At 44.7% G+C, this 12,419-nt stretch carries 12 protein-coding genes; 9 read left to right on the forward strand and 3 right to left on the reverse strand.

Features of this window, described 5'->3' with window-relative positions; all coding sequences use genetic code 11:
- Positions 1–183 precede the first annotated feature (183 nt).
- Positions 184–1,392 carry a chromate efflux transporter gene (gene chrA / locus NI467_RS02975; protein WP_253150819.1) on the reverse strand — a complete coding sequence of 403 codons (1,209 nt, stop codon included), beginning with the start codon at positions 1,390–1,392 and terminating at the stop codon, positions 184–186.
- Positions 1,393–1,514: 122 nt separating this feature from the next.
- Between chrA and NI467_RS02980 the strand changes: the two genes are divergently transcribed.
- The 6 genes from NI467_RS02980 to NI467_RS03005 all read left to right on the forward strand — a co-directional run bounded on the left by NI467_RS02980 (position 1,515) and on the right by NI467_RS03005 (position 6,647).
- Positions 1,515–2,504, forward strand: coding sequence for a patatin-like phospholipase family protein (locus NI467_RS02980; protein WP_253150821.1), 990 nt, complete (start codon positions 1,515–1,517; stop codon positions 2,502–2,504).
- A gap of 335 nt (positions 2,505–2,839) precedes the next feature.
- Complete coding sequence (locus NI467_RS02985) at positions 2,840–3,022, forward strand: hypothetical protein (protein WP_151204262.1); 183 nt, start codon at positions 2,840–2,842, stop codon at positions 3,020–3,022.
- Between the two features lie 285 nt (positions 3,023–3,307).
- A complete protein-coding gene (locus tag NI467_RS02990; protein ID WP_151204263.1) occupies positions 3,308–3,829 on the forward strand; it encodes an acyl-CoA thioesterase in 522 nt (173 codons plus the stop codon).
- A 119-nt stretch (positions 3,830–3,948) separates the two neighbouring features.
- Complete coding sequence (locus NI467_RS02995; protein WP_151204264.1) at positions 3,949–4,521, forward strand: TetR/AcrR family transcriptional regulator; 573 nt, start codon at positions 3,949–3,951, stop codon at positions 4,519–4,521.
- A gap of 26 nt (positions 4,522–4,547) precedes the next feature.
- A complete protein-coding gene (locus tag NI467_RS03000; RefSeq protein ID WP_253150824.1) occupies positions 4,548–5,738 on the forward strand; it encodes an MFS transporter in 1,191 nt (396 codons plus the stop codon).
- Positions 5,739–5,753: 15 nt separating this feature from the next.
- Positions 5,754–6,647, forward strand: a complete 894-nt coding sequence (locus tag NI467_RS03005) for a LysR substrate-binding domain-containing protein (protein WP_253150826.1) — start codon at positions 5,754–5,756, stop codon at positions 6,645–6,647.
- Between the two features lie 809 nt (positions 6,648–7,456).
- On the opposite strand, the gene NI467_RS03010 is transcribed toward NI467_RS03005, so the two are convergent.
- Entirely contained in the window at positions 7,457–9,064 is a 1,608-nt protein-coding gene (locus NI467_RS03010) for a bifunctional 3-(3-hydroxy-phenyl)propionate/3-hydroxycinnamic acid hydroxylase (protein ID WP_151205804.1), read from the reverse strand.
- Positions 9,065–9,408: 344 nt separating this feature from the next.
- Positions 9,409–9,621, reverse strand: a complete 213-nt coding sequence (locus NI467_RS03015; protein WP_151204268.1) for a hypothetical protein — start codon at positions 9,619–9,621, stop codon at positions 9,409–9,411.
- A gap of 388 nt (positions 9,622–10,009) precedes the next feature.
- Between NI467_RS03015 and NI467_RS03020 the strand changes: the two genes are divergently transcribed.
- The 3 genes from NI467_RS03020 (at position 10,010) to NI467_RS03030 (ending at position 12,354) form a co-directional block, all read left to right on the forward strand.
- Positions 10,010–11,029, forward strand: a complete 1,020-nt coding sequence (locus NI467_RS03020) for a GTP-binding protein (protein WP_253150828.1) — start codon at positions 10,010–10,012, stop codon at positions 11,027–11,029.
- A gap of 83 nt (positions 11,030–11,112) precedes the next feature.
- Positions 11,113–11,643: a YaeQ family protein gene (locus tag NI467_RS03025; protein ID WP_151204270.1), complete on the forward strand. Its 531-nt coding sequence runs from the start codon at positions 11,113–11,115 to the stop codon at positions 11,641–11,643.
- Positions 11,644–11,730: 87 nt separating this feature from the next.
- Entirely contained in the window at positions 11,731–12,354 is a 624-nt protein-coding gene (locus tag NI467_RS03030) for an MgtC/SapB family protein (RefSeq protein WP_174660183.1), read from the forward strand.
- The last annotated feature ends 65 nt before the right edge of the window (positions 12,355–12,419 follow it).

Genomic DNA, 12,419 nt, shown 5'->3' on the forward strand with positions numbered 1-12,419 from the left:
TGGAAATAATGACCAGTATGTACCTGATTGCAATTTTGTTAATCAAGGCGCATAGCGAACTGTTCCAGCATGGCTATTCTGCTAAACACCAAGATCAAGTCAATTTAAAAAGCTGCTAAGACTTGGCAGCAAAAGCCCCGACTGGTTCGGGGCTTTTTACTGGCTGAAAATATGAAAAGAGATTTAAAAATAGTGGAGATAGCCCTGATAGATGATAAAACCGCTGATCAGGCTCGCCCAGACCGGCAATTTGGAACGAAGCAATAAAATCATGAGGAGGACAAATAGCAGATCCGACCAAGAGCGGAAAGAACGCTGCGACAGATCGAGCAGTAAATACAATAACAAACCCACCACAGCTGCATTGATGCCACTAACTGCCCGCTGAATATAGCGTTGTTGCATCAGCCAGGACCAGTAAGGCAGGGCGGCAAAGACCAGCAAAAACGAGGGCAGAAAAATCGCACAAGTGGCAAGAAGGGCATTGAGCCAGGGAAAGGCCGTCCATGGAAGCAAGGCACCTACATAGCTGGCAAAGCTGAACAGGGGACCGGGCATCAGCTGGGCGAAGGCATAACCCAAGTCAAATGACGGCCCGGAAACTAGATGTGTGGCCACAAAATCCTGATAGAGCAGTGGTAAAACCACATGGCCTCCTCCAAAGACCAAGGAACCAGTCTGATAGAAATCTGCAAAAAATTGCAGACTTTTCCATTCAGTGAAGTGGACGATAAGCGGAAGCAGGAAAAAGGGCGCGATAAAGATAAGTAGCCAATAAGGTGCAGCAGACTTTCTGGCAAATGCTGAATCAATAGCTGGAGCATGCTCTGCATTTTGCTGTTGAGCAGACGCTGGCATAGATCTGGCCATGAGCAGGCCACTGATGGCTCCCAGCAGAATTACTAAAAGCTGGTTAAAACTGACGCTGATCACCACAAGCAAAAGGGTCGAGATCAGCACCACGGCATATTGCCAGGCCGTTTTACAGAGACTGTTCAACATCTGCCAGAACGCCCAGGCGATCACAGCGAAAACCACGAGTTGCAGGGTGTGAAAGCTATTTGCGTCTAAGATATAAAAATAATGCTGTCCCAGCAGCGCAATGCCTGTCATGAGCATCGCAGAAGGGAGGGTGAATCCCAGCCAGGCCATCAATGCGCCGGCATAACCTCGCTGTAGATAACCAATGGAAAGACCGACCTGACTGCTACTTGGACCCGGAAGCAGATGGGCCAGCGCTACCAGCTGACCATAGAGCGGGTCGTCTATCCACTTTAACTGCATGACAAATTTACGGTGAAAAAATACCAGATGGGCGGCAGGTCCGCCAAAGGAAACACAGCCAAGTTGTAGGAAAATCAGGAAAATCTGGTATAACGAAAGTCGAGTCATACAGTTGCTGCAAAAATATAGATAAGCTAAGCCAACTGTATGACAGTTTTACGAAATTCTACAGATTATTTGCGCATGTGTTTATACACTATGCTGTTTTGGGTGAGGAAGGTCTTCGCTACATGCAGAATTATGTATTGAGTCTGGTCATTATAAGTGTGGTGGTGCTTGGTGGTTGCCAAACTGTGCCCATGACATCTTTGACCAATGATTTACAGTCTGCTGTCATTATAGAAGCCCAGTCACGTCCACATCTCATTAATTTCTGGAAGATAAAAAAAGCCGAACAGCGGCCGATTGTTGCCCTGGTCTTAGGTAGTGGCGGGGCGCGTGGGTATGCGCATATTGGTGCAATTGAGGTGCTGGAGCAGGCGGGCATCCGTCCCGACTTTATTGTAGGTACCAGTGCCGGCAGTCTGGTCGGATCAATCTATGCCAGCGGTAAGCCGGCAATTGAATTACGCAATATTGCCCTTAATATGAAAGCGAATGATGTCCGAGACATCCGTTTGGACCTGAAAGGCTTCTTTGATGGTAAAAAGGTCGAAGACTATGTCAATCTGCAGGTTGACCAGATGCCGCTGCAGGACATGAAAATTCCAATGTTTGTGGTAGCAACAGCACTTAAAGAAGGCAAAAAGGTGGTCTTTAATTACGGCAATACTGGACAGGCGGTACGTGCATCCGTATCCATTCCGAGCATGTTTATTCCCACGCTGATTCAGGGCCAGGAGTACGTGGATGGCGGGCTAGTAAGTCCGGTGCCGGTTAAGGTTGCGCGTGAACTCGGCGCAGATATTGTCATCGCCGTGGATATACTGGCACAGCCTATACACACCGAAACCAGCAATGTCTGGGGGCTGTTTAACCAGAATATTAATATTATGCAGCAGCGTCTGGCCCATGAAGAGCTGCAATATGCCGATGTCGTCATTCAGCCGGACTTGCGTGAGAAAGGCCATATTTTCGATGTGCGTGGTCGGGAAATGACGATGCAGGCCGGAATTGAGGCGACCCAATACAAGCTAACCGAGATTGCCCAAGTCTATCAAAATCATAATTATATTCGCGGACATCGTATTCCCCAGTTATTGACCCATGAAGCACAATAACATTTTGGAAAATCAGCCGATCTTTTCCTCTTTTTGAATACGGGATGAAAGCTGTTGGAGCTAGGTCTCCTCCAGATACTGAGCAGGGCTATCGTTTTTGTCTATGATCTGATTATCTCCCCCAGCTATTTATTGCTGATATATTCACAAAATATAGAATATAATTAAATACAAGAGATTGAATTATAAAAATATAATTTTTTTATAAAACTCTAGTGATGTTAATTTGAACTTTTAACATATTTGTTTATAGACTTAAGTTAAGCAAATATTTCAAAAACATAATCTGCATGCCAGAATGTATTTTAATGAATACTAAAAAATTTGAGAGCTTTATGAATCATATTGAAATTGGACAACACGTTAAACTGGCACAATTTGAATCTTATATTTTCACCGTAACTGCTGTGCATGCAGATGGTTCGGTTGATATTGAAACCACACTTGATGGGCAGCAAATACTCAATTATGAAAAGGTTGCTCGAGAAATGCTCAAACGGGTCGAGGAAGAAAAATAGCTTAAGCATTAAAGTGCTGCTGATTAAATTCGAGTATTTGCTGATAAAGCGCATATTCAAATATAGATCGTTTATTTGCCTTAAATAAACTCTTATTTAATTTAAGCTTATTTTCTGCATGCTGAAAATGCGATAGAAATAATTAAATATACTTTTTTCTATATAAAGTAATTTTCTGTATAAATAATTGTGATGTTTTATTTGCCGAATTGAACATTTTATTTATGTTAAAATTGATATAATAATGACCTATATCATTGTCATTCAAAGAGTTCAGAAAAAACGATGACCCTTTTAGATCAAATTGCCCCAGTATCGGATGACCAGTCTGAGTTAACGATGTCCGTTCTGATGACACCAGATATGGCGAATTTTTCAGGAAATGTTCATGGGGGCACCATTCTGAAACTACTGGACCAAGTGGCTTATGCTTGTGCCAGCCGCTATTCGGGCAGTTATGTCGTGACCCTATCTGTAGACAAAGTGAATTTTAAAGAGCCGATTCATGTCGGTGAATTGGTGACTTTCCTGGCCAGTGTGAATCATGTTGGTCGTACTTCTATGGAAATTGGTATTCGTGTAGAAGCACAGAATATTCAAAAACGTACTGTACGTCATACCAATAGCTGTTATTTCACCATGGTTGCAGTCGATGAAAATGGTAAACCAAAACAGATTCCACCGCTGAAACTCGATAATGACTGGAAACGCTGCCGTTTTGAAGCTGCAGAGCAACGTAAAGTGGCCCGCTTGCAGGAAAATCATCATCCATCCTGCAGCATTTATAAAAAAACTGCCCATAGCTAAATAGTGAAGTTGCCCTGAAAAAAGACTTTTTGAAAGGTCTTTTTGATGGAAACCAAATACAGGCTCTAGTCGGGCCTTTATTTTTATCTTAATATGAAACGATACGTATCGTTTCGATTATGGAGCTTTTAAAGGTGGAAGAAAAATCCTCACGCCGTCAGGACGAGATTTTACAGGCAGTCAAGCAGGCTTTGACTGAAGGTGACTATTCCCAGCTGACTGTTGAAGATATTGCTGCCCGGGCAGGCGTGGGAAAATCAACCATTTATCGCTGGTGGAAACATAAATCGGAACTGGTGCTGGATACCTTCAAGCAGCATACCGCTTCGGTATTTGAACTGAATGCAGAAGAAAGCTTGAGAACCAATTTGATCCAGCAATTAAGCCTGCTTGCCCAGGCTTTAAATCATCCAGTGGGGCGAGCCTTGCTGGTGGTGATTGCGGATCATCGGGAATTGACGAGTGAGTTTTTTCAGCAGTATTTATTGCCGCGTCGCCAGCAGACCCATGAATTACTGCAACAGGCCATTCAGCGCGGTGAGATCCGGGCAGATTATCCTTTTGATCTGATGCTGGATAGCCTGTATGGCCCGATTCATTATCAGATTATCTTTTTTAACCGGCTGCCGGATGAAGTCTATATTCAGAAGCTGGTCGACCTTGTATTAGCTCCAGTGCTGGTTTCTGTTTGAGCGTGTGACTTTTAAAAGTGGGTGTTATGTCAGTTGCTCCTGAGCGGTTATGGAATCGCTCATTCATTCTTTGCTTGTTGAATAATTTTTTTCTGTTTGTTTATTACTTTGCTTTATTGACCATTTTGCCGATTTATATCATGAAAGATCTGGGCGGAACGGTGAGGGAAGCGGGTTTGGCTTTAACCCTGTTTTTGGCATCTTCTATTGCGATCCGGCCGTTTTCCGGGCTGATCATTGAAAAGCTGGGCAAAAAAGTCTCTCTACGTGCTGCCGGAGTGATCTTTGCCCTGTTTGCCTTTAGTTATCTGCTGGTCGACAGTATGAGCTCCCTGCTGGCAGTCCGATTTTTTCATGGAATCTGGTTCAGTATTCTGACCACCGTGACGGTACCGATAGCCAATGAATTTATACCGGAGCACTGTAAAGGTGAGGGGATGGGCTATTTTGTGATGTCCACCAATCTGGGAGTGGTCTTTGGGCCGCTTCTGGCGCTGAGCATCATACAAGTGACCAGCTTCCAGGTGCTCTTTGGCCTGCTGGCGGTGATTATTTCCGTCGGGCTGATTTTCTGCTGGATGCTGAATATCACGGAACTTCCTCCAGCCACACCGCGAAAGGCGGAAAAATCCAGGTTTAGTCTGCATGATATTCTGGAGTTAAGGGTGCTGGCAGTCAGCCTTGTGGCGCTACTTACGGCATTTTCCTATTCCAGTATCACCAGCTTTATTACGCCTTATAGTGAGTCTAAGCAGCTCTTGGCTTATGCCGGAATATTTTTTATTGTGTTTGCTGTATCGATGCTGCTGGTGCGTCCCTGGGTGGGCAAAATTTATGACCGCAAAGGTCCAAGTGCGGTGATTTACCCTTCGTTTGTTTTTTTCGCAATTGGTCTGCTCATCGTCAGTCTGGTTTCTAATCAGTGGATATTATGGCTGTCAGCAATCTTTATCGGCATCGGCTATGGGTCTTTATTTCCATGCTTGCAAACTCTGGCAATTCAGTCGGTTGAAAAACAGCGCATGGGCCATGCGATTTCGACTTTCTTTACCCTGTTTGATCTCGGTCTGGCTGTGGGTTCGATCGTGATGGGACTGCTGATTGCACAATGGGGCTTTGAACAGACCTATATCTTCTGTGCAGTTCTAATCATGCTGACCCTATGGGTCTATCGTCAATATGTGGCCAAAAAACACCATGCAATTGTGGGCAGCTAAGAGAGGGACAAGCAGATGGAATTGAGACATTTACGCTATTTTGTGACAGTGGCGAATGAACTGAACTTTACCCGCGCCGCTGAAAAATTAAATACCGTACAACCCTCCTTGAGCCAGCAGATTAAGGACCTGGAACGCGAAGTCGAGGTACAGTTACTCAAACGCAATAACCGTAAAGTGGAGTTGACCGAAGCCGGACAGGCCTTTTTAAAAGAGGCGCTATTGAGTCTGGAACATGCCGAGCGTGCCATACAGGTGGCCAGACAAATCGCCCATGCCAATAAGGACCAGCTCAATATCGGCTTTGTACCTGTGGCGGAAATGAAAGTTTTTCCTTATATCATGCCAACCATCCGGGCACATTTTCCGGAAGTGAAAATCAATTTTCATAGTCTGACAGATGCGCAGCAGTTCAGGGCCTTAAAGAAAGGGGAAATTGATATTGCTTTTACCCGTTATATCGAGAATGCCGAAGAGCTGGAACATGTGCAGATCTTTAGTGAGCCTTTGGCGCTGATTGTGCCCAAAAGTTCCCCGATAGCTGAACAGCGTCATGTCAGTATCAAAAGTCTGAACCAACAGGATTTTATTATCAGTGATGAAGGGGCTTCCCCCCAGCTGTACAAGATCGTGACCGATTTTTTACAACAGTCCAAAATTAATGTGAATGTGGTCCAGCAATCCACCAATATTTTGCTCAATGTCAATCTGGTGGGGATGGGAGTAGGCTGGAGTCTGGTGCCTGCTTATGTGATTCCTCTACTGGGTGACAAGATTGTGGTTAAAAATACCATTGAACCTTTACCGATGATTGACCTGTATGCCAGTTACCGTAAAGGCCAGAAAAATGAATTGATTGAACTGATCCTAAAGATCCTGAACGAACAATTTTATATGAATCTGTTTTAATTTCTCAATCAGATCTCTTTCATAAATTGCAGATTAGCCTTGAAAATGCAATATCGTGTTGCTGCCATACCTGACTCGGATTTTTAAAGCTGGGTCTTTTTCTTGGGCGATGATTCAAGCCTTGAGTGATTTCTAAGAGATAGTCATCCATCTAGATCTTTAAATCACTGCCTTTTTGAATATATGGCCGGATTAAACCTTTGGTATTTTCATTCTTGCACAGCTGGCCACGGGTTTTTCAGAAGAGCCGTATTTTCTGTTTCTCTGATTTCCCAAACCTAGGAGGGGAAAGAGTGTACCGCCCTTATTTTTATCTTGTTAGATGAAGCAATTTGTTCAGGACTGCTTTGAAGCTTAAGACGAGAAATCACCTGGGCCTGCCTTTTATCATGGATTTTTTTAGACTGGAAACATGAGCTCTTCGCGTTAATTTATGGACCTGCTTGGCAAAACAACCATTTCTTGCTTCCAATAATTTAATCTCTGTTGTACTTCAGGTGCCAATCTAAGAATTAAAAAACCATCTTTCTATTCAAGTATTTAAATAGATATTGAAAGGCTCCGCGCTATTGAAGAGAAATTAAAACGTTCAGATAGACATCAAGCAATATAAGGCTGGACATGGCTTATATTGAAAATGCTATTTCCAATCAGCTTGCCTTCAAAGATGAGTACGTGTGATTTAAGGCAGGGCAGCAGTTTGTGTAATTCCCTATTGAGAGAGTGTTAAAAGGCTATTGAAAACTGACGGTTATGATATGAAAAGACCACGCCAAGGCATGGTCTTCTGTGAGTTCTACTCGAGGAACTTAAACTTGAATCGAAAGCTTGTTGAACAATTGCTGACTGATGCTGTTCAGGGTTTGTGGGATAGCAAGTGCCGCCACAAAACGGTCTGGACGCAAGATCACCACAGATTCAGACGTCTGACCGAACCAAGCACGAATATCTGTACCCATATCACCAATGGTGATGACATGTTCATAGTGCTGACGCTGCGGATTATCCATTTGTATGGCAGGCAGCACCTGAATAAATTTTACGCCCAGCTTTTGCCACTTTTGCAGGTTTTCTGCTGAAAGTCCCCATTTCGGATCTACACCCCAAGCGATGATGGCGAAGTCATTCCCGATCACTTCATCCAGCAGAACGGTTTCACCTGATCCCACACGCACCTGCGGCTGGATGAACATTTTACCTACCGGTGAGTTTTTACTGTTGTGTGGAATCAGCGCGCCGTCATGATATTTAGGCATCGGCTTAAAGCGCATTTCCAGCAAGTATTGCTTGATGGGCTTGATATAGTTCAGTGCATAGGCAATCCCGTCACGTACAAAACCTTGCCATTTTTTGGGTGGTGCCAGTACGTGACCCGCCATCACCGACAGATCAATCATGGCCTTTGCATGGTCTTTACGTTCAATCTGGTAAGAGTCAAGCAGTGCCGGACCTGCTTTGCCCTGAATGACTAGCGCCATTTTCCAGGCCAGGTTAAAGGCATCACGCATACCGCTGTTATAGCCCTGACCTTGCCATACCGGCATAATGTGGGCAGCATCACCTGCCAGCAAAATACGGTCTACACGGAACTTATCAGCAATACGTGCATTGTGGGTGTAGACACGCTGACGGATCACTTCGATACCATCAGTGGTTGGTAAAACCTTAGATAACAGTTTGGCAATATTTTCAGGCTGGCTGAGTTCTTCTTGGGTCTCACCCGGCATGACCATAAATTCAAAACGGCGAATACCGTGTGGCAACGCAGCAGACACATAAGGACGCACCGGATCACAGCATAAATAGATGTGCGGGGTCGCTAGCGGATCGTTTTCAATATCAATTACAATCCATTGGTTGGGTGCAGTCTCACCATCAAATGCCACACCCAGAGTACGGCGTACATAAGAATTACCGCCGTCACAGGCAATCAGGTATTGCGCCTGAATGGTTTCTGTACCGCCTTCTTTGGTCTGGACATTCAGTGTTACACCGTCAGCATTCTGGCTAAAGTCAGTCAAATGACGTGAGAAAAGCACTTCAGTTTTTTTATATTGTTTTAAGCCCTCTAACAGAACACGGTCGACTTGAGGCTGAATAAAGGCATTACGGCGTGAGAAACCAAACTCACGGGTTAAGGGCTGAATATCGGCAAAACAGCGACCTTTAGGCGTTAAAAAACGCATCGCATGGTTGGGGGTAGTATGTGGAAGCACCTGATCGACCAGACCTAAAGACTGAATCGTACGCAGCGACTCATCATCAATCCCAATGGCACGGGGATAATCAATCAAACTATCCAACTGTTCGACCACCGTCACTTGTATGCCTTGTTTGCTCAGGTAATTGGCAAGTGTCAAACCTACTGGGCCTGCACCTAAAATCGCGACTTCAGTTGTATAATTTGTTTTGCCCATAGCGAATATCCATTCAATCCACAATCAATATGGGTCATTAAGGGATAAATCGGGTATTCAGACAAGCTAGGCCATAGTAGGTAATGTGTATTAAATAAATAAAGAAAGGGTTGGATGGTTCAGAATAATTTATTGATTCTAAATGGTTAATTTGTTGTTCTTTAATAGCCGACAGCAATTTTATGATCAATTATGACTATGGTAAATGAACTTTAATCTATAAGAAAAATGCCAAACCCGCTCTCGCGTGGTTCAGCATTCTTTCATAACCAGCCGTATAGACCGAGGCCTACTGGAGTTCTACTGTGCTGGCTATGCTTCTCATTCCGAGGGTTTAGATCAGCTTAACGAGCAGCAGGCGTTGCTGAAGATTGACCTTCTGCAGCAGCTTCAGAAGCCGGCTGTTCTGTAGTTGCACCAGAAGTCGGCATTTCCTGCGTACTGACGATTACTTTTTGTTCTTCAGTCGTGTGTTCAGCTGCTTTTTCTGTTGCTGCAAAGCTGGTGGCTGCTGCTGCAGTTAAAGTGGTTGCAAGTAAAAGTTGTGCATATTTCATGTTGAGTATCCTTGGTTATTTCATTTTTAACATGTCAGCGTGATCATCACACCGGCCTGACAGGAATTCATCCTAAGCAGCGAAAATAGGCCGGGCAAATGAATTAACAAAAGCCGCACACCAGAACGAACTGAACATTTACAAATCCAAGAAAGTTGTTTGTTTTTTGTTAATTGTATAGGAGAAGCTTAGCAAAAAATGTGTGTAGATATTTCAGAGTGACTTGTTATTGGGTGATTCGGATGGATAAAAAGCAGCAAAAAAGCTCTGTAAGCAAAAAACAGAGCCGTATTTGGATTCCTGTAGTTATCCATCAGCCTTTTAGTAGATTCATCTTTTATAATGGTCAGCGTTTGCTGTTTTCTATCTCATTTGTTGTGAGTCGATTTTGAAAGTTCTTGCTGCTTCACCTGCTATTCCTGTGCATATTATTTCCGGTTTTTTAGGAGCCGGCAAAACCACCTTGTTAAAACAGCTGCTGGCTCAGAAACCTGAACAGGAGGTTTGGGCGGTGCTGATGAACGAATTTGGTCAGATAGGGGTAGACCAGCAGTTATTAAGTCAGGATGAAGGCTATGCCGTCAAAGAGCTGCTCGGTGGATGTTTGTGCTGTAGCAGCCAGTTACCGATGCAGATCGCCTTATCGCGTCTGCTTTCCGAAGCCAAACCGGACCGGCTGTTTATTGAACCGACTGGTTTAGGTCATCCTGCACAGCTGTTAGAACAACTGACAGAACCGTACTGGCACAGTCAGTTAAAGATGCAGGTGCTGGTTACGGTAGTGGATGGCTCACGTTTGCATGATCAGGCCTGGACCCAGCAATATCTGTATGCCGATCAGTTGAAAGCGGCACAGCTTATCGTGATTTCCCATCCAGACTTGATGACAGAGTCCGATCATCTGGCACTGCAACATTTAAAAGCCGAATATCAGCCTTATGCCCAGCGCTGGCTGATGGCGGAACAAGGCCAGCTGGACATCACTGAAATCCAGCAGGACTATCAGGGCAGCCCACGCCAGCTGCAACCTTTATTACAGCTGCGTCCACGGCTGTCCCAAACTGATGAGGCACCTGTAGTTATCCGGCAGTTGCCTTATCATTATGTCGAGCGTGCCCAAGGCTATCAGGTGGCCGGCTGGAAACTTCCAAAACGCTGGCAGTTCGATTTTTATGAATTGCTTGATCTGCTGTGTGAGCAGCAGGACTGGCTCAGAATTAAAGGGATTTTTAATACCCAGCAAGGCTGGAAAAGCTTTAACTTCAACCCGGAGCAGTTTAATTATCAGTCGGCTGAAGAAGGCATTGATAATCGGGTTGAAATTATTTATCAGCAGGATCGGGACTGGCTGGGATTTGAAATTGCCTTATTGCAATGTCGTATCGATCCGGAAAAGGAAGAAGCCTGATAAAAGTCCGCTTCAGGCCCGAATCTGTGCAGCAAAGCCAGAATAAATCTTATATGCTAGGCGCCAAATTTGAGGATAATATTATGGCGTTAAAAGCAACAATTTATAAGGCAGACCTGAATATTGCCGACATGGATCAGCACCACTATGCGGATTATCAGTTGACGATGGCGCAGCATCCTTCAGAAACGATTGAGCGTTTAATGGTGCGAATTTTGGCTTTTGCACGTTATGCCGAGGAAGGGCTGGAATTTACCAAAGACCTGTTTGAAACAGATGAACCCGCCCTGTGGGAAAAAGACCTGACCGGTCAATTACTGAAATGGATTGAGGTCGGCTGTCCGGATGAAGACAAGGTGAAAAAAGCCAGTGCCCGCTGCAAGCAGGTGGCGATTGTGTCGTATGGTACAGCGGTCGATGAATGGTATAAGCGCAACCCAAAACTGAAAACCCTGTCCAATCTTGAAGTCTGGAAGCTATCTCCTCTAAGTACAGACGCGATACAGCAATTATGTGCCAGAACCATGCAATTGCAGCTCAATGTCATGGATGGAGAATGGACCCTGATTGGTGATCAGGCACAGGCGGTCATTGAGTGGGAACAGTTACAATAAGCGTCAGGATGGATGCAAGTCTGCACTTGCATCCTGGTCGCAAAATTTCGTATATCTGGGAGGTCGGGTCAGTTTCAGAGTCGAGACATGCCTCATGAGTTGTATGAGCTGCTGCTAGCAGTTGCGCTCGGTGCAATTATTGGCGCAGAGCGGGAATATCACAGTAAATCCGCCGGGCTGCGCACCATGATCATGGTCAGCCTGAGCTCCTGCCTGTTTACCATTATTTCCCTGAAAATTGGTGTGGAAAATCCTGACCGGCTGGCAGCTAATGTTTTGACGGGTCTGGGGTTTCTGGGTGCCGGGGTTATATTGAAAGATGAGAACCGGATTTCTGGCATTACTACCGCAACCACCATCTGGATGACGGCTGCGCTGGGCATGGCGGTCGGTGCAGGTTATGCCTTATTAAGTATCTGGACCACGATCATAGTCATGCTGGTGCTGGTATTGCTGCTGTATGTCCAGCGCGGGATTGAATTGCTGAATCAGGAGCGCAGCTATGACATGGTCTGCTGTTTTGAACAGCATAAAATCGACCATTATGAACAACTGTTTAAAGACCATCATCTAAAGGTGATCTATTCTCATCATCAAAAAATGGAAGGACAGATTACTGGACATTGGGTCTTAATGGGATCAGCCAAAAACCATCAAAAATTGACCCAGTGCTTGCTGCAGGATGAGGAAATTCAGCAGCTCAGCTTTTAGACCCTTGCCATGAAAGCGCAAGGAATTTGAGTAAATCCGGTTTATACTGCCTGAATTAAATACCA

The organism is Acinetobacter sp. S4397-1 (genome assembly GCF_024129285.1).
GTDB classification, from domain to species: Bacteria; Pseudomonadota; Gammaproteobacteria; order Pseudomonadales; family Moraxellaceae; genus Acinetobacter; species Acinetobacter lwoffii_C.